Annotated in this window: 16 protein-coding genes; 13 read left to right on the top strand and 3 right to left on the bottom strand. The window is 72.4% G+C overall.

The features are described 5' to 3' along the window. Positions 1-609 (top strand): AAA family ATPase, encoded by a 609-nt coding sequence (locus ACWCXC_RS26190; RefSeq protein ID WP_450890697.1) that lies wholly within the window; start codon positions 1-3, stop codon positions 607-609. Positions 610-623: 14 nt separating this feature from the next. On the opposite strand, the gene ACWCXC_RS26185 is transcribed toward ACWCXC_RS26190, so the two are convergent. Together ACWCXC_RS26185 and ACWCXC_RS26180 are read right to left on the bottom strand one after the other, a co-directional pair. Then, entirely contained in the window at positions 624-1,736 is a 1,113-nt protein-coding gene (locus ACWCXC_RS26185) for a DUF5937 family protein (RefSeq protein ID WP_450683651.1), read from the bottom strand. Between the two features lie 85 nt (positions 1,737-1,821). After that, a complete protein-coding gene (locus ACWCXC_RS26180; RefSeq protein WP_450890696.1) occupies positions 1,822-3,057 on the bottom strand; it encodes a threonine aldolase family protein in 1,236 nt (411 codons plus the stop codon). Between the two features lie 179 nt (positions 3,058-3,236). Between ACWCXC_RS26180 and ACWCXC_RS26175 the strand changes: the two genes are divergently transcribed. The 10 genes from ACWCXC_RS26175 to ACWCXC_RS26130 all read left to right on the top strand — a co-directional run bounded on the left by ACWCXC_RS26175 (position 3,237) and on the right by ACWCXC_RS26130 (position 11,389). After that, positions 3,237-4,175: a Rossmann-like and DUF2520 domain-containing protein gene (locus ACWCXC_RS26175; RefSeq protein ID WP_450683649.1), complete on the top strand. Its 939-nt coding sequence runs from the start codon at positions 3,237-3,239 to the stop codon at positions 4,173-4,175. Beyond that, on the top strand, positions 4,172-5,206 hold the full coding sequence (panC, locus tag ACWCXC_RS26170; protein ID WP_450683648.1) for a pantoate--beta-alanine ligase: 1,035 nt from the start codon (positions 4,172-4,174) through the stop codon (positions 5,204-5,206). Before ACWCXC_RS26175 ends, panC begins: the two co-directional genes overlap by 4 nt. Continuing rightward, positions 5,203-6,903: an L-aspartate oxidase gene (locus ACWCXC_RS26165; protein ID WP_450683647.1), complete on the top strand. Its 1,701-nt coding sequence runs from the start codon at positions 5,203-5,205 to the stop codon at positions 6,901-6,903. Before panC ends, ACWCXC_RS26165 begins: the two co-directional genes overlap by 4 nt. 85 nt (positions 6,904-6,988) lie before the next feature. Beyond that, on the top strand, positions 6,989-8,032 hold the full coding sequence (nadC, locus tag ACWCXC_RS26160) for a carboxylating nicotinate-nucleotide diphosphorylase (RefSeq protein ID WP_450683646.1): 1,044 nt from the start codon (positions 6,989-6,991) through the stop codon (positions 8,030-8,032). After that, the gene (locus ACWCXC_RS26155; RefSeq protein WP_383648725.1) at positions 8,032-8,829 is read left to right on the top strand and encodes a type III pantothenate kinase; all 798 of its coding nucleotides are present in this window, start codon (positions 8,032-8,034) and stop codon (positions 8,827-8,829) included. The genes nadC and ACWCXC_RS26155 overlap by 1 nt, the downstream gene beginning before the upstream one ends. Positions 8,830-8,974: 145 nt before the next feature. Then, on the top strand, positions 8,975-9,553 hold the full coding sequence (locus ACWCXC_RS26150) for a hypothetical protein (RefSeq protein ID WP_450683689.1): 579 nt from the start codon (positions 8,975-8,977) through the stop codon (positions 9,551-9,553). A gap of 37 nt (positions 9,554-9,590) precedes the next feature. After that, positions 9,591-9,770: a hypothetical protein gene (locus tag ACWCXC_RS26145; protein WP_450683645.1), complete on the top strand. Its 180-nt coding sequence runs from the start codon at positions 9,591-9,593 to the stop codon at positions 9,768-9,770. Positions 9,771-9,892: 122 nt separating this feature from the next. After that, entirely contained in the window at positions 9,893-10,342 is a 450-nt protein-coding gene (locus tag ACWCXC_RS26140) for a BlaI/MecI/CopY family transcriptional regulator (protein ID WP_450683644.1), read from the top strand. A gap of 9 nt (positions 10,343-10,351) precedes the next feature. Further along, positions 10,352-10,909 (top strand): amino-acid N-acetyltransferase, encoded by a 558-nt coding sequence (locus ACWCXC_RS26135; protein WP_450683643.1) that lies wholly within the window; start codon positions 10,352-10,354, stop codon positions 10,907-10,909. Positions 10,910-11,053: 144 nt separating this feature from the next. Next, positions 11,054-11,389 carry a histone-like nucleoid-structuring protein Lsr2 gene (locus ACWCXC_RS26130; protein ID WP_450683642.1) on the top strand — a complete coding sequence of 112 codons (336 nt, stop codon included), beginning with the start codon at positions 11,054-11,056 and terminating at the stop codon, positions 11,387-11,389. Here ACWCXC_RS26130 and ACWCXC_RS26125 read toward each other — a convergent pair. Continuing rightward, positions 11,368-11,988 (bottom strand): SCO3374 family protein, encoded by a 621-nt coding sequence (locus ACWCXC_RS26125; protein ID WP_450683641.1) that lies wholly within the window; start codon positions 11,986-11,988, stop codon positions 11,368-11,370. The two genes, ACWCXC_RS26130 and ACWCXC_RS26125, sit on opposite strands and share 22 nt — an antisense overlap. A gap of 443 nt (positions 11,989-12,431) precedes the next feature. Here ACWCXC_RS26125 and ACWCXC_RS26120 point away from each other — a divergent pair, with 443 nt between their 5' ends. Next, positions 12,432-14,960, top strand: coding sequence for an ATP-dependent Clp protease ATP-binding subunit (locus ACWCXC_RS26120; protein WP_450683640.1), 2,529 nt, complete (start codon positions 12,432-12,434; stop codon positions 14,958-14,960). 221 nt (positions 14,961-15,181) lie between these two features. Further along, positions 15,182-16,378 (top strand): outer membrane protein assembly factor BamB family protein, encoded by a 1,197-nt coding sequence (locus ACWCXC_RS26115; protein ID WP_450890695.1) that lies wholly within the window; start codon positions 15,182-15,184, stop codon positions 16,376-16,378. Positions 16,379-16,484: the final 106 nt, after the last annotated feature.

Raw genomic sequence — 16,484 nt, 5'->3', positions numbered from 1 at the left:
ATGGCCGCACTGGTGTGGATCAACGGTCCGTTCGGCGGCGGCAAGACGATGACGGCGTACGAGCTGGAGCGGCGGCTGCCCGGCAGCGTGGTCTGCGATCCGGAGAACGTCGGCTTCGGGCTGCACCGCACGATGCCCCGCGCGCTGCGCGGCGACTTCCAGGACCTGGCGTCCTGGCGGCAGGGGGTGCGCGAGGTCCTGGACCTCACGCTGCGCGGCCACGAGGGCACGGTCATCGCCCCGATGACGCTGGTCGATCGCGGCTACTTCGCGGAGATCGTGGGGCGGCTGCGCGAGGACGGGCACGCGGTGCACCACTTCTCGCTCCTCGCCGACCGGGCCACCGTGCTGGGCCGGCTGCGCGAACGCGGTCTGGGCCGGGGGCTGAAGCACGAGAGCTTCGCCGTGGAGCGGCTGGACCACTGCCTGGAGCGGCTGACCGCCCCGGAGTTCGCCGAGCACATCCGCACCGACCGGCTGACCGTTCCCCAGGTCGCCGACCGGATCGCCGCCTCGGCCGGTCTCGTCCTGCTGCCGAACACCGACGGCCGGCTGCGGGGCCGGCTGCGCCGGACCTGGACGGGCATCCGCCACATCCGCCTGGGCTGACCGCAGGCCGCGGCTCAGCGCAGGATGCCCTCCAGGAAGTCGCTCCCGAGCCGGGCCACCAGGGTCAGGTCCAGCTGGTGCAGGACGTACCGGCCGCGCCGGCGCGTGGTGACCAGACCGGCCTTCTTGAGCACCGCGAGATGGCGGGAGACCTCGGGGGCCGTGATGCCGATGGAGTCGGCCAGCTCGCCCGTCGTGTACGGGGAGCGGGCGATGTTGCGGCACAGCCGCATGCGCATCGGGTGGGCCAGCGCCTCCATGCGCAGTTGCAGCAGTTCCACCGAACCGGGCGAGGGCAGCTCGGGCCGGTGCACCGGGTAGTGGATGACCGGGCGCCAGCCGGGGGCGTGCAGCACCGTCAGATGCGGCCAGCCGAAGCTGGTCGGGATGAGCGTGAGCCCGGGGCCGACGGCCGGGTCGGTCGCGTCGGTCGATCCGGCCGTCATCTTGTCCACGCGGATGCGCTTGCCGTCCTCGTCCACGGAGAGCGCGGCCGACACCGCGCCCACCGCCTCGGCCAGCCCCCTGCGGCGCAGCAGATCCGTCTTGTGCCGGGCGTCGGCCACCAGCTGGACCCGCACCCGCCGCCAGGTGTCCGCGAAGAACGCCTGGTCGCAGTCCTCGAACAGGCGCCTGAGCCAGTGGCGTACGGAGACGGGGTCGGCGAGCAGCCGCTCGGTGAACTCGGTCTGGCGCGGGCCGCGCGCCGCCGCCATGTCCAGGGCCCGTGCCCGCGTCCGGGCGTCGCTCAGCGGCGAGGGCGCGCCCGTCCCGTACAGCGCGGTGCAGGTGAACTCCAGGGCGGCCGAGGCGAACCGCTCGTCGTCCAGCCGGTCCAGGATGTCCAGGTCCTCGGCCAGATCGGCGCCGGTCCTGCCGGTGCCGCCCCGCACCCCGGCGAAGGGCATGAAGATGTCGGAGAAGATGTTCCGCCACAGGAACTCGGCCTCGTGCAGCCGGTCGGCCAGGTCCGGTTCCAGGGCCGACGCGGTGGCCGTCGCCCAGCCGTGCACCCCGGGGTGGTGGCCCGGCTCGGACAGGGCGTGCAGGGCCAGCCCCAGCTCGGCGAGGGGGGAGGTCTCGAAGACGACGCGCGCGGGGTCGAGGCCGGCGATGTCGATGGTCACGCTCACCCCTCCATGGTGCGGGGTGCGCGGGGCGTCCCGGGCCCCGATTGACGGCGGGCGTCAATCGGCGGCCCGGGAGGACGCCTCAGCCGTCCACCCGCTCCAGGAAGGCGGCCAGCGCCGCCCTGACGTCGTCCGCCGTCCACTCCAGGGCCTCGCGCGCCACCGTGACCTCGGTGAAGGAGACCCCGGGCGGGCCGTCCGCGGCGAACCACCGGCGGAAGAGCGTGACGTCCGTCTCCTCCGCCAGCCGTACCGACGCCTCCGTCAGCGCGTCGGCCCCGTACGGCAGCCACACCTGGAACTGATGGGTGTGCGGCTCCTCGGGATGCACCCGGAACCACCCGGTGCCGGCCTGTGCGAAGCCCTCGGCCAGCGCCTCGGCGACCGTCCGCGCGTGCGCCACGTACGAGGGCAGCGCGGGCAGCTCCCGGTCGAGGCCGCTCAGCGCGGAGAGCGCCGCCGGGAACTGCTGGAAGATCTGGCCGCCGTACCGGTGGCGCCAGGCGCGGGCCTCCTCGATCAGCGAGGCGGAACCGGCGAGCGCGGCCCCGGAGATCCCGCCGAGGGTCTTGTAGAACGAGACGTACACACTGTCCGCCAGCGCCGCGATCTCCGGCAGCCCGCGCCCGAAGCGGGAGGTGCACTCCCACAGCCGCGCCCCGTCGAAGTGGACCACCGCGTCGCGCTCCCGCGCCGCCGCGACCACGGCCTCCAGCTCCTCCCAGGTGGGCAGGACGAACCCCGCGTCCCGCAGCGGCAGCTCCAGCATCAGGGTGCCGAACGGCTCGTCGAAGGCGCGGATCTCCTCGGCCGTGGGCAGCCGGGGCTCGTGGGTCGGATGGACCGTGCGCAGCCCGCTCACCGTCGACAGCGCGCCGCGCTCGTGCACCTCCGGATGGGCCAGCGGATGCAGCGCCACCGTCGGGTTGTTCGTACGTCCCGCCCAGCACCGCAGCGCGATCTGCTGCGCCATCGTGCCGGTCGGGAAGTACGCCGCCGCCTCCGTGCCCAGCGTCTCGGCGACGCGCCGCTCCAGCTCGGCGACGACCCCGTCGCCGTAGATGTCCACCGGCCGGTCCGGACCGGCGGCCGGTCCGGCCGCACCGGCCAGGGAGGCCAGCTCGGTCAGCTGCTCGCCGAGCGTGCGGTCCATGGGCGCCCGCCACAGCGTGCGCGCGGACCCGCGCCAGGCGGCGAGCCGGCGGAGCCGCGCGGCGTCCTCCGGCCCCGGGTCCGCGCCGCCCGCGTGCGCCTCCCCGGCGCCCTCGGGTCCGTCGTGCGCCGCCGCTCCGCGCACCTGCTCGTTCATGTCTGCCATGGGACGATCATCACGCAGACGCCGGACTCCGGCCCAGGGGATATCCGGGGCACCGCGCGCGGCGGCGCGGAGTTTCCCACAGCCTGTGGACAGCCGGATGCCGGGGCGAAACGCTGGCGTAGCATGCAGATAAATCGTCCGGTACCCCCCGCGGACTGGAACGGAAGGTCACCTCCCGCGTGAACGCAACAGCCCCGAAGGACCCCCTGGAGGCCAGGGACCGCCCCGCCCGGCTCACCGTCGGAGTGGTGGGGGCGGGCCGGGTCGGCCCCGCGCTGGCCGCGTCGCTGGCGCTCGCCGGGCACCGCCCCGTCGCCGTCTCGGGCGTCTCCGACGCCTCCGTGCGCCGCGCCGCCGCCCTGCTCCCCGATGTGCCCCTGGTGCCGCCCGCCGAGGTCCTCGCCCGCGCCGAGCTGGTCCTGCTGACGGTTCCCGACGACGCCCTGCCGGGGCTCGTCGAGGGCCTCGCCGAGACCGGCGCGGTCCGTCCGGGCCAGCTCCTCGTCCACACCTCGGGGCGGTACGGGACGCGGGTGCTCGACCCCGCGCTGCGGGCCGGCGCCCTGCCGCTCGCCCTGCACCCCGCCATGACGTTCACCGGCACCTCGGTGGACGTCCAGCGGCTGGCCGGCTGCTCCTTCGGCGTCACCGCCCCCGAGCAGCTGCGGCTGGCCGCCGAGGCCTTGGTCATCGAGATGGGCGGTGAGCCCGAGTGGATCGACGAGGAGGCCCGCCCGCTCTACCACGCGGCCCTCGCGCTCGGCGCGAACCACCTGGTCACCCTGGTCGCCCAGTCGATGGAGCTGCTGCGCACCGCCGGGGTCTCGGCCCCCGACCGGATGCTCGGCCCGCTGCTCGGCGCCGCGCTCGACAACGCGCTGCGTTCCGGCGACGCCGCGCTGACCGGCCCGGTCGCCCGAGGCGACGCGGGCACCGTCGCCGCGCACATCGGCGAGCTGCGCCACCACGCCCCCGGCGCCGTGGCCGGCTATCTCGCGATGGCCCGCGCCACCGCCGACCGCGCCCTCGCCCACGGCATGCTCAAGCCGGAGCTGGCCGAGGATCTGCTCGGGGTCCTGGCCGACGGCTCGGGCACCGGACCGGAGGAGTCCCGATGACCGCACCCGCCGCCCTGCTGCGTACCGCCGCCGAGCTGGAGGCGTTCGCCCCGGTTCCGTCCGCGGCGAGCGCGGGCGCCGCCCGCGCGGACCGCGCCGTCGTGATGACGATGGGCGCCCTGCACGAGGGCCACGCCTCCCTGATCCGCACCGCCCGCGCCCTGGTGAAGGACGCCGGACAGGTCGTCGTCACCGTCTTCGTCAATCCGCTCCAGTTCGGCGAGGCAGCCGACCTGGAGCGCTACCCGCGCACCCTGGACGCCGATCTGGCGGTGGCCGGTGAGGCCGGCGCCGATGCCGTCTTCGCGCCCTCCGTGGACGAGGTGTACCCGGGCGGCGAGCCCCAGGTGCGCATCTCGGCGGGCCCGATGGGCGAGCGCCTCGAAGGCGCCTCCCGGCCCGGCCACTTCGACGGGATGCTCACCGTCGTCGCCAAGCTGCTCCACCTCACCCGCCCCGACGTGGCCTTCTTCGGACAGAAGGACGCCCAGCAGCTGGCGCTGATCCGGCGCATGGTGCGGGATCTGAACTTCCCGGTGGAGATCGTGGGCGTGGAGACCGCCCGGGAGGCCGACGGCCTCGCCCTCTCCAGCCGCAACCGCTTCCTCGACCCGCACGAGCGCCGCACCGCGCTGGCGCTCTCCAGGGCCCTGTTCGCGGCCCGCGACCGGCTCGCCGCCCAGCAGGCGCTGCACGCCCGCGCCCGGGCGACCGGCGTGACGCAGGACCGGGCCGCCGGGCTGAACCGGCTGGGCGAGGCCCGGCTGGCCGCCGACGCGCAGGCCGTCGCCCGCGCCCTGCCGGACGACGGCCCGGCCGCCGTGCGCGCGGCCGCCCGCGCGGTCCTGGAGGAGGCGTCGGCCGCCTCGCCCCCGCTCGACCTGGACTACGTGGCGCTGGTGGATCCGGCGGACTTCACCGAGATCCCCGACGACCGCACGGCGGGCGACGCCGTGCTCGCCGTCGCCGCCCGGGTGGGTGCCACCCGGCTCATCGACAACATCCCGCTGACCTTCGGAGCCCCCACGTGACCGGTATACGGCTGACCGCCCCCGCCCCCGGGTGGTCCATCGACGCCGATGTGGTGGTCGTGGGTTCCGGCGTGGCCGGCCTCACCACCGCCCTGCGCTGCGCGGCGGCGGGTCTCGCCACCGTCGTCGTCACCAAGGCCCGCCTCGACGACGGCTCCACCCGCTGGGCGCAAGGCGGCATCGCGGCGGCCCTCGGCGAGGGCGACACGCCCGAGCAGCACCTGGACGACACGCTGGTCGCCGGTGCCGGCCTCTGCGACGAGGCGGCGGTGCGGATGCTCGTCACCGAGGGCCCGGGCGCGGTGCGCCGGCTCATCGAGACCGGTGCCCACTTCGACACCACCGACGAGGGCGACATCGCCCTCACCCGCGAGGGCGGCCACCACCGCCGCCGCATCGCCCACGCGGGCGGCGACGCCACCGGCGCCGAGATCTCCCGCGCCCTCGTCGAGGCGGTGCGCGGGGCCGCCCTGAGCATCGTCGAGAACGCGCTCGTGCTCGATCTGCTCACCGACGCCGAGGGCCGTACGGCGGGCGTCACCCTGCACGTCATGGGGGAGGGCCAGCACGACGGCGTCGGCGCGGTCAACGCCCCCGCCGTGGTCCTCGCCACCGGCGGCATGGGGCAGGTCTTCTCCGCCACCACCAACCCTGCGGTCTCCACCGGCGACGGCGTGGCGCTCGCGCTGCGGGCCGGGGCGGAGGTCTCGGACCTGGAGTTCGTCCAGTTCCACCCCACCGTGCTCTTCCTCGGCGCCGGTTCCGAGGGCCAGCAGCCGCTGGTCTCGGAGGCGGTACGGGGCGAGGGCGCCCATCTCGTCGACGCCTCCGGCACCCGCTTCATGGTCGGACAGCACGAGCTGGCGGAACTGGCCCCGCGCGACATCGTCGCCAAGGCCATCACCCGCCGGATGCAGGAGCAGGACGCCGACCACATGTACCTCGACGCCCGCCACTTCGGCGCCGAGATGTGGGAACAGCGCTTCCCTACCATCCTGGCGGTCTGCCGCTCCCACGGCATCGACCCGGTGACCACCCCGATCCCGATCGCCCCGGCCGCGCACCACGCCTCCGGCGGCATCCGCACCGATCTCGCCGGACGCACCACCGTGCCCGGTCTGTACGCCTGCGGCGAGGCCGCCTGCACCGGCGTGCACGGGGCGAACCGGCTGGCGTCCAACTCGCTCCTCGAAGGACTCGTCTTCGCCGAGCGCATCGCGGAGGACATCGCGACTGCGCGCCCCCGCGCGGGCGAGGCCGTCGCCGGGGACGCCGCGCCCGTACCGCTGCTGTCGCCGGAGACGCGCCTGTCGGTCCAGCGCGTCATGACCCGGGGCGCGGGCGTCCTGCGTTCCGCGGAGGGGCTGGCCGCCGCCGCCGAGGAGCTGGAGGAGCTGCACCGGGGCGCCGTGGAGCGGTCCGGCTCCGGGGGCGGCAAGGCGGCCGAGCCCGGCGTCGAGGCGTGGGAGGCCACCAACCTCCTGCTGGTCGCCCGGGTCCTGGTGGCCGCCGCCCGCCGCCGCGAGGAGACCCGGGGCTGCCACTGGCGCGAGGACCGGCCCGAGCGCGACGACGCCGACTGGCGCCGCCACCTCGTGGTGCGGATCGCCCCGGACCGCACCCTTGTCCTCCGTCGGACCGATACGGAGGCGTTCGGGCCCGTAGGGTCTGACCGGAGTTCCCCGCCCGCGCGGTGACGCCCGGCACGCACCTCGGCCCGTCCGGGGCAGCGGACCGCGCAGCAACGAGCACCACCCACCCCACTCCCGAGGAGCCGTAACCGTGAGCACGCCCGAAGAGAATCCGCGCCCCACGCCCGTGGACGTACCGCTGATCCGGGTCGGCGCGCCCGCCCCCGACGCGGGCGGCTGCGGGGACGCCTGCGGCTGCGGCGGGGAGGACGGGTACGAGCCGGACGCCCTGGAGTGCGGGCTCGACCCCGCGCTGGCCCGGCTGCTGGCCGAGGCGGGCCTCGACCCGGTCACCGTCGAGGACATCGCGCACGTCGCCATCGAGGAGGACCTGGACGGCGGGGTGGACGTCACGACCGTGGCCACCGTCCCCGAGGACGCCGTGGCGACCGGGGACTTCACGGCCCGCGAGGCGGGCGTGGTGGCCGGACTGCGGGTGGCCGAGGCGGTGCTGTCGATCGTCTGCACCGACGCCTTCGAGGTCGAGCGGCACGTCGAGGACGGCGACCGCGTCGTCCCCGGCCAGAAGCTGCTGACCGTCACCACCCGCACCCGCGACCTGCTGACCGGCGAGCGCGGCGCGCTCAACCTGCTGTGCCGGCTCTCCGGCATCGCGACGGCCACCCGCGCCTGGGCCGATGTGCTGGAGGGCACGAAGGCCCAGGTCCGCGACACCCGCAAGACGACGCCGGGGCTGCGCGCGCTGGAGAAGTACGCGGTGCGGTGCGGCGGCGGCGTCAACCACCGGATGTCGCTGTCGGACGCCGCGCTGGTCAAGGACAACCACGTGATCGCGGCCGGCGGGGTCGCCGAGGCGTTCAAGCGGGTCCGGGGCGAGTTCCCGGACGTGCCCATCGAGGTCGAGGTCGACACGATGGAGCAGGTCGCCGAGGTGCTGGAGGCGGGCGCCGACCTGATCCTGCTGGACAACTTCACCCCGGAGCGGACCGCCGAGGCCGTCGCGCTCGTCGGCGGCCGGGCCGTCCTGGAGTCCTCGGGCCGGCTCTCTCTGGACTCCGCCCGCGCCTACGCGGAGGCCGGGGTCGACTACCTGGCCGTGGGCGCGCTGACCCACTCCTCGCCGATCCTCGACATCGGCCTGGACTTCCGCGACACCGACGGGGACGGCGTCTGATGCTGCTCACCATCGACGTCGGCAACACCCACACCGTCCTCGGCCTCTTCGACGGCGAGGAGATCGTCGAGCACTGGCGCATCTCCACCGACTCCCGCCGCACCGCCGACGAGCTGGCCGTGCTGCTCCAGGGCCTGATGGGCATGCACCCGCTGCTCGGCATGGAGCTGGGCGACGGCATCGAGGGCATCGCGATCTGCTCCACGGTCCCGGCCGTCCTGCACGAGCTGCGCGAGGTGACCCGCCGCTACTACGGCGACGTCCCCGCCGTGCTCGTCGAGCCGGGCATCAAGACCGGGGTGCCGATCCTGATGGACAACCCGAAGGAGGTCGGCACCGACCGCATCATCAACGCGGCGGCGGCGGCCGAGCTGTACGGCGGTCCGGCGATCGTCGTCGACTTCGGTACGGCCACCACCTTCGACGCGGTCTCCGCCCGGGGCGAGTACACCGGCGGCGTCATCGCCCCCGGCATCGAGATCTCCGTCGAGGCGCTGGGCGTGCGGGGCGCGCAATTGCGCAAGATCGAGCTGGCCCGGCCGCGCAGCGTGATCGGCAAGAACACCGTCGAGGCCATGCAGTCGGGCATCATCTACGGTTTCGCCGGCCAGGTCGACGGGGTCGTGAGCCGGATGAAGCGGGAGCTGGCGGCCGACCCGGACGACGTCACGGTCATCGCGACGGGCGGCCTTGCGCCGATGGTGTTGGGCGAGTCCTCCGTGATCGACGAGCACGAGCCATGGCTGACGCTCATCGGGCTGCGCCTGGTGTACGAGCGGAACGTGGCGCGGCTGTAGGCGGCGCCCGGATCAGCGCTTCCTTCGTGCGGCGGCTCCCCTTCTCCCTCGGAGTCGCCGCGCCACCGACGACCAGCTAAGCGGATTTTGTCCCTTTAGCACGTATTGTCGCGTTATGCCCACGCCCTACGGATCACGCGGCGGTATGGCGTTCAGCGCGGACGAACTGCGCGTGCTCCGCCGTGCCCTCGCCGTCGCCCTGCACCCCGCGCCCCTGCCCGACGAGGACGTCCAGGACTGCCTGCGCCTCGCGGGCTCCGTCGACGAGGCCGCCGCCGAGGCCGGACGGCTCCGCGCCTTCCTCCTCGCGGACCTCGCCCGCTACCGCGACGCGCTCCCCGGTTCGCTCAGCGGGTATCTGGAGCTGCTCCAGGACGCCCTGGCCGCCGGATACGACCCGCGCCCCGAGGATCTGGCCGCCCTGCGCGCCCTGCGCGGCGCCCCGGTGGCCGCGGCGCTGCTGGAGCGCTGCCAGATCCTGGCGGAGCGCTCGGTACGGGCCCGGCTGGCCGGACGCGCCGCCCCCATGAAGGCCCCGGCGCCCCGCGGCCGGCTGCTCGCCCTGCCGGGCGGCCGTGCGGCGGAGTCCCCGAAACCGGAGCCCGTCCCCACGCCGCCCGCCCGCCCCGCGAACCCCTCCGGACGTCCGGCGCCCAAGCCCTCCGAGGTCTTCCCGCCCCGCCGCCGCCCGTCGCCGCCGCCCTCGCAGCGCGCCGCGGGGTAGGCGCGGGCTCCCGGACCCGGCTCGCTACTCTGGACGCATGGACTACGTATCCGCGCTTGTGCCGCCCGTGGTGATGGCCGCCTTCTTCATCGGCCTGGTCGTGACGATCGTCAAGAGCCAGGGCGGGCCGAACAAGGCCAAGGAGGACGCGGCCGTGGACGCCGCGATCGGCCGCGCGGAGGCGGCCCGCCAGACGCCGGGCGCCGACGGGGTCTGACCTTCCCGGACCCGCTCCCGGGCACACCGCACGGACGAAGGGCGTACGGCTCCTGAGAGTCGTACGCCCTTTTGCTGTGTAAATACCAGTGCATTTCGGACATCCGACACTAAGGTGGCGTCGTGCCCCGTCAATTGGGAGAGCTGGAAGACGCCGTGATGACACGGGTCTGGGAATGGAACCGGCCGGTCACGGTTCGAGAAGTGCTCGAAGACCTTCAGCAGGAGCGGTCCATCGCATACACGACCGTCATGACGGTTATGGACAATCTCCATCAGAAGGGCTGGGTGCGCCGGGAAGTGGACGGGCGCGCTTATCGATATACGGCCGTCTCGACCCGGGCCGCCTACTCGGCCGCACTGATGAACGAAGCCTGGTCGCGCAGTGACAACCCCGCCGCCGCCCTGGTCGCGTTCTTCGGGATGATGTCGGCAGAGCAGCGCGAGGCCCTGCGGGACGCCATGCGGATCGTTCTGCCCACACTTCCCGAGGACGGCGTCCGGACCGGTCGGGACACGGCCGCCGAAGGCGGCGAAGCGGCCGATGGCGCGGAGCCGGACGCCGGGCGATAGCGTCTGGGTATGTCCTCAGAGCTTCCGCAAACCGATTCCCATACCGAACCGTCGGTTATAAACGTGGCCATCACCGTCCGTCGCGCACGGACGAGCGATGTGGGCGCGGTCCGGCGTCTCCTCGACGGCTACGTGCGAGAAGGCATCCTGCTCGACAAAGCGACCGTCACCCTTTACGAGGACATCCAGGAGTTCTGGATCGCCGAACGCGACGAGGACGCCCGTGTCGTCGGCTGCGGCGCACTCCACGTCATGTGGGAAGACCTCGCCGAAGTCCGTACTCTCGCGGTCGACCACAGCATCCGGGGCGCCGGAGTGGGGCATCAGGTGCTGGACAAGTTGTTGCGGACCGCCCGCTGGCTCGGGGTGCGGAGGGTTTTCTGCCTCACCTTCGAAGTCGACTTCTTCGCCAAGCACGGCTTCGTCGAGATCGGAGAGACTCCGGTCGACGGAGATGTCTACAGCGAGCTGCTGCGTTCCTATGACGAGGGAGTCGCGGAGTTCCTGGGGCTCGAACGCGTGAAGCCGAACACCTTGGGCAACAGTCGGATGCTTCTGCACCTGTGACCGCCGGAAGTGGCCCGGACCCTATGTCCGAATCGCGCACGTTTCCCGTCCTCTTGCGCTCCTGAACCTCTCCCGGGGGTTTGTGTTTTCCGGGGAAAAGCGGTTTCCTTTCCGCGTACTCCATTTTCGATGAAAGGAAATCCGGTGGCACAGAAGGTTCAGGTCCTTCTTGTTGACGACCTCGACGGCGGCGAGGCGGACGAGACCGTGACGTTCGCTCTCGACGGCAAGACGTACGAGATTGACCTCACCACCAGCAACGCGGACAAGCTGCGCTCCCTTCTCGAGCCGTACGCCAAGAACGGCCGGCGCACCGGTGGCCGCGCGACGTCCGGCCGCGGCAAGGGCCGCGCGGTCTCCGGCGGCAACAAGGACACCGCCGAGATCCGCAAGTGGGCGCGCGAGAACGGCCACAACGTGAATGACCGCGGCCGTGTTCCCGCGGACATCCGCCAGGCCTACGAGGAAGCCAACAGCTGACCGGCCGTTTCGTCGGAGTGCAATCCCGTCCGGGCGCGCGTCAGCCGGGCGCGGTGGCATTCCGTCGCCAGGGCGTCCACGAGCCGGACGAGATCGGGAGCACCCCCACCCCTGCTCCCGAGGCCGGAGAAGGCCGGAAACACCGGCTCGTCTCCCCGCTCGCGCGAGGCACAGGGGGGCCGCAGCCACACGGCGGCCCCCGGCGCAGCCGCCAGGCCGGGCGGCCTCGGCGCGGTGATCCGTCCGCCCGCGCCCAGCGCGGTCAGGGCGAGGGAGACGCCGCCCCACTCCAGCCAGTCCAGCAGCCCCGGCAGCTCGTCGGCGCTCCCGGGAGCGACCAGCACGCTCATCCGCCGGCCCGCGACCGCCACCGGACCGGTCCGGCCCACCCGCCGCAGCGCCGCACGGCCGACGGCGGCGGGGACGACGAGCGCGTCGAAACGCACCCCCGTGAGCAGCCGCACCGGCGCGGAGCCGGCCGTCGGCCAGCCGAGCTCGCTCTCGTACCACCGGGCCCATGGGCCCCCTGACACCGCGTCGGCACGACGGTCGCGCGGTACGGGGGACGCGGTACGGGGCGGGGGGACGGGGAGGGCCATGCCGGAAGAACGGCCGATCCGCGCCGGGGGTTACGCAGAGTCCTCACCCGACCGCATAGGGTGTCCGGGTTGGGGGCGTACGGGCGCATTCGGGAGTACGAAGATGTTCGCCCGTAGCGGAGGGAACCCGCGTACGCCGCATGGACTGTCTGTAATTGCGGGTAGGACATCCCCAGTGGGGAGGGGCGACACGCAAGCCACGGAACGTCTCACGTTCGCCATCGGCGTACTGGCGAGAGGGGTATCCGCCTGGCCTGCGGGAACATCGTCTCGCACCATCGGGTTGGAGGAGTTGTCGGCGTTCGGGGCGGGCGATCCCCCCGGGAAGCAGGGCCGGGTGTCGGCAGTTGGAATGAGCGGTCCCCGCTTGCGGGACTAAGCTGCGGAAGGACAGGGAGGGGACCGACCCCTTACTGCCTGACCGCTCTGAGGAGCGATTAACGATGTTCGAGAGGTTCACCGACCGCGCGCGGCGGGTTGTCGTCCTGGCTCAGGAAGAAGCCCGGATGCTCAACCACAACTACATCGGCACCGAGCACATCCTCCTGGGCCTGATCCACGAGGGTGAGGGTGTCGCCGCTAAGGCACTGGAGAGCCTCGGGATTTCGCTCGAGGCGGTCCGTCAGCAGGTGGAGGAGATCATCGGCCAGGGCCAGCAGGCCCCGTCCGGGCACATCCCCTTCACCCCCCGAGCCAAGAAGGTCCTGGAGCTGTCGCTCCGCGAGGCCCTTCAGCTCGGCCACAACTACATCGGCACCGAGCACATCCTGCTGGGCCTGATCCGCGAGGGCGAGGGCGTCGCCGCCCAGGTCCTCGTGAAGCTGGGCGCCGACCTGAACCGGGTCCGCCAGCAGGTCATCCAGCTGCTGTCCGGATACTCGGGCGGCAAGGAGGCGGCCACCGCCGGTGGTCCCGCGGAGGGCACCCCCTCCACGTCGCTGGTGCTCGACCAGTTCGGCCGGAACCTCACCCAGGCCGCTCGTGAGTCCAAGCTCGACCCGGTCATCGGGCGCGAGAAGGAGATCGAGCGGGTCATGCAGGTGCTGTCCCGCCGCACCAAGAACAACCCGGTCCTCATCGGCGAGCCCGGCGTCGGCAAGACGGCGGTCGTCGAGGGCCTGGCCCAGGCCATCGTCAAGGGCGAGGTGCCCGAGACCCTCAAGGACAAGCACCTCTACACCCTCGACCTCGGTGCCCTGGTCGCCGGCTCCCGCTACCGCGGTGACTTCGAGGAGCGCCTGAAGAAGGTCCTCAAGGAGATCCGCACCCGCGGCGACATCATCCTGTTCATCGACGAGCTCCACACCCTGGTGGGTGCGGGCGCCGCCGAGGGCGCGATCGACGCCGCCAGCATCCTCAAGCCGATGCTGGCCCGCGGTGAGCTGCAGACCATCGGCGCCACCACGCTCGACGAGTACCGCAAGCACCTGGAGAAGGACGCCGCGCTGGAGCGCCGCTTCCAGCCCATCCAGGTCGCGGAGCCGTCGCTGCCGCACACCATCGAGATCCTCAAGGGTCTGCGCGACCGCTACGAGGCCCACCACCGCGTCTCCATCACGGACGAGGCGCTGGTCCAGGCCGCGACGCTGGCCGACCGCTACATCTCGGACCGCTTCCTGCCGGACAAGGCGATCGACCTGATCGACGAGGCCGGTTCCCGGATGCGCATCCGCCGGATGACCGCGCCGCCGGACCTCCGCGAGTTCGACGAGAAGATCGCGGGCGTGCGCCGCGACAAGGAGTCGGCCATCGACTCCCAGGACTTCGAGAAGGCGGCTTCCCTCCGCGACAAGGAGAAGCAGCTGCTGGCGGCGAAGGCCAAGCGCGAGAAGGAGTGGAAGGCCGGCGACATGGACGTCGTGGCCGAGGTCGACGGCGAGCTCATCGCCGAGGTCCTCGCCACCGCCACCGGCATCCCGGTCTTCAAGCTGACGGAGGAGGAGTCCTCCCGTCTGCTGCGCATGGAGGACGAGCTGCACAAGCGCGTCATCGGGCAGAAGGACGCCATCAAGGCCCTCTCGCAGGCGATCCGCCGTACGCGGGCCGGTCTGAAGGACCCGAAGCGCCCCGGTGGCTCGTTCATCTTCGCCGGTCCGTCCGGTGTCGGTAAGACCGAGCTGTCCAAGACGCTCGCCGAGTTCCTCTTCGGTGACGAGGACGCGCTGATCTCCCTCGACATGTCGGAGTTCAGCGAGAAGCACACGGTCTCGCGTCTCTTCGGTTCGCCCCCCGGCTACGTGGGGTACGAGGAGGGCGGCCAGCTCACCGAGAAGGTCCGCCGCAAGCCGTTCTCCGTCGTCCTGTTCGACGAGGTCGAGAAGGCCCACCCCGACATCTTCAACTCCCTGCTCCAGATCCTGGAGGACGGTCGCCTGACCGACTCCCAGGGCCGGGTCGTGGACTTCAAGAACACGGTCATCATCATGACGACCAACCTCGGGACCCGGGACATCTCCAAGGGCTTCAACCTGGGCTTCGCGGCCCAGGGCGACGTCAAGACGAACTACGAGCGGATGAAGGTCAAGGTCAACGAAGAGCTCAAGCAGCACTTCCGGCCCGAGTTCCTCAACCGTGTCGACGACACCGTCGTCTTCCACCAGCTCAGCCAGGAAGACATCATCGAGATCGTCGACCTGATGATCGCGAAGGTGGACGAGCGGCTGAAGGACCGCGACATGGGCATCGAGCTCAGCGCGGACGCCAAGAAGCTGCTCGCCAAGAAGGGCTACGACCCCGTGATGGGCGCCCGGCCGCTGCGCCGGACGATCCAGCGCGAGATCGAGGACGTCCTCTCGGAGAAGATCCTCTTCGGCGAGCTGCGCCCCGGCCACATCGTGGTCGTCGGCAGCGAGGGCGAGGGCGACGAGCAGAAGTTCACCTTCCGCGGCGAGGAGAAGTCGGCCCTGCCCGACGTCCCGCCGATCGAGCAGGCGGCAGGCGGCGCCGGCCCGAATCTGACGAAGGAGGCGTGACGGCTCCCCGGAGCTGACGCGTCGCACGAGGCGGCCCCGTACCGGTGCATACCGGTTCGGGGCCGCCTCTTTGCTGTTGCGCACCAAGTGACGGCGGCGTCACAGAGATGTCCCGGTCACGTTCCCCCCGGTCGGGAGCGGAAATTCGCTGGTTAATCTGCTCCCGGATCCGGACGCCCGGTCCGGACGACCGAGGAAAAGCGAGGGGGACGGAGCAGATCATGCGCAGACGCGATGTGTCACGCAGGCAGCTGATGAAGCTGGCGGGAGCCGGTCTGGTGCTTCTGGGAGGCGGTGCGGCGGCCTGCGGGCCGGAGGAGGAGGCCATCGGCGGCGGTACGGAGAAGCCGGGGGAGGGGGCGGCCACCCCCGCGCCCGGCTCCAAGCCCTCGCCGACCTGGCAGCAGTCCACCACCTACGACGGGCTGGCCTGGATCTCGGCGGTCGCCGTGGTGGACGACGTGGTGCTCGTCTCGGGCGATCCGCTGGTCGCCCGCGACCTGGCCACCGGCAAGGAGCTGTGGTCGCGCGCGGAGGTCACCACCCCCGGCGCCTCCATGCTCGTGGGCGACGGCACGCTCTATCTGGCCAGCGCCCGGTACGACGGCAACATCATCGGGCTGGACCCGAAGACCGGCAAGGACGTCTGGCGCAGCCGGCTGGGCGACAAGGAGTACGCGCAGCCCAAGGTCATCGCCGCGGACGCCGGCCACGTCTATGTCGTCGCGGGAATCCTGGACAAGGACTTCCGGACGCCGGACAACGTGATCGCCGCGATCGACACCGGCTCGGGCAAGGTCGTCTGGCGCGAGCAGCGCGACCACGGCACCGAGGCGAACGGCATCACCGCGCGGGTGGCGGGCAACCGCCTGGTCTACACGGACTTCCGCGAGAACCTCACGGTGCGCGACACCGCGACGGGCAAGCAGGTCTGGACGAAGAAGATCGGCCGCTCCAGCAACCGGGCCTTCGTGCTCCACGAGGGGCTGGCGATCCTGGCCAACGGCGAGCGGATCCGCGCCTTCGACCTAGCCGACGGCACCGAGAAGTGGTCCTTCGCGACGGAGAAGTACAGCCGGTTCAACGACCCGGCGGTCCTCGACGGGGTGCTCTACGTCTCCGACAGCGTGCATGGGCTCTGGGCGGCGGACCCGGCGACGGGCAAGCGGCACTGGCACGACAAGGGAAGCCTGGACGTGGCCGCCCCCTGGCAGTACGCCAAGGTCGGCGACGTGCTCTACGGGGCGACCGAGTTCGACAAGAACGGCGGCATCCACGCCTTCGACGCGGGGAGCGGGAAGCTGCGCTGGACGTACAACGACGGCAGCGGCGACCTCGACCGCTGGTACCTGGCCTCGGGCGGCAAGCAGCTCGTGGCGCTGCACGCCAAGAAGGTCACGGGCCTGCCGGCGGTGTAGGGGTGCTCCGGCGGCGTTGCATACCCTGGGCCGAAGGTCCTGAAACGGACGGGCGTCGGTCCCACCGCCGGTGACAAGGCGCACAGCCCTTCAGGGGCCTACTAGG

The sequence above is a fragment of the Streptomyces sp. NPDC001515 genome (genome assembly GCF_053597115.1).
The sequence above is the reverse complement of the archived record's forward strand: the minus strand, read 5'-3'. Positions and strand labels throughout refer to the sequence as shown.

Bases quoted from the DNA above. Each gene is read 5' to 3' on its own strand.
- ACWCXC_RS26180 (WP_450890696.1), bottom strand. From the start codon at position 3,057: ATGGCAGACATGAACGAGCAGGTGCGCGGAGCGGCGGCGCACGACGGA.
- ACWCXC_RS26155 (WP_383648725.1), top strand. From the start codon at position 8,032: ATGCTGCTCACCATCGACGTCGGCAACACCCACACCGTCCTCGGCCTC.
- ACWCXC_RS26145 (WP_450683645.1), top strand. From the start codon at position 9,591: ATGGACTACGTATCCGCGCTTGTGCCGCCCGTGGTGATGGCCGCCTTC.
- ACWCXC_RS26125 (WP_450683641.1), bottom strand. From the start codon at position 11,988: ATGGCCCTCCCCGTCCCCCCGCCCCGTACCGCGTCCCCCGTACCGCGC.
- panC (WP_450683648.1), top strand. From the start codon at position 4,172: ATGACCGCACCCGCCGCCCTGCTGCGTACCGCCGCCGAGCTGGAGGCG.
- ACWCXC_RS26120 (WP_450683640.1), top strand. From the start codon at position 12,432: ATGTTCGAGAGGTTCACCGACCGCGCGCGGCGGGTTGTCGTCCTGGCT.
- ACWCXC_RS26190 (WP_450890697.1), top strand. From the start codon at position 1: ATGGCCGCACTGGTGTGGATCAACGGTCCGTTCGGCGGCGGCAAGACG.
- ACWCXC_RS26115 (WP_450890695.1), top strand. From the start codon at position 15,182: ATGCGCAGACGCGATGTGTCACGCAGGCAGCTGATGAAGCTGGCGGGA.
- ACWCXC_RS26135 (WP_450683643.1), top strand. From the start codon at position 10,352: ATGTCCTCAGAGCTTCCGCAAACCGATTCCCATACCGAACCGTCGGTT.
- ACWCXC_RS26150 (WP_450683689.1), top strand. From the start codon at position 8,975: ATGGCGTTCAGCGCGGACGAACTGCGCGTGCTCCGCCGTGCCCTCGCC.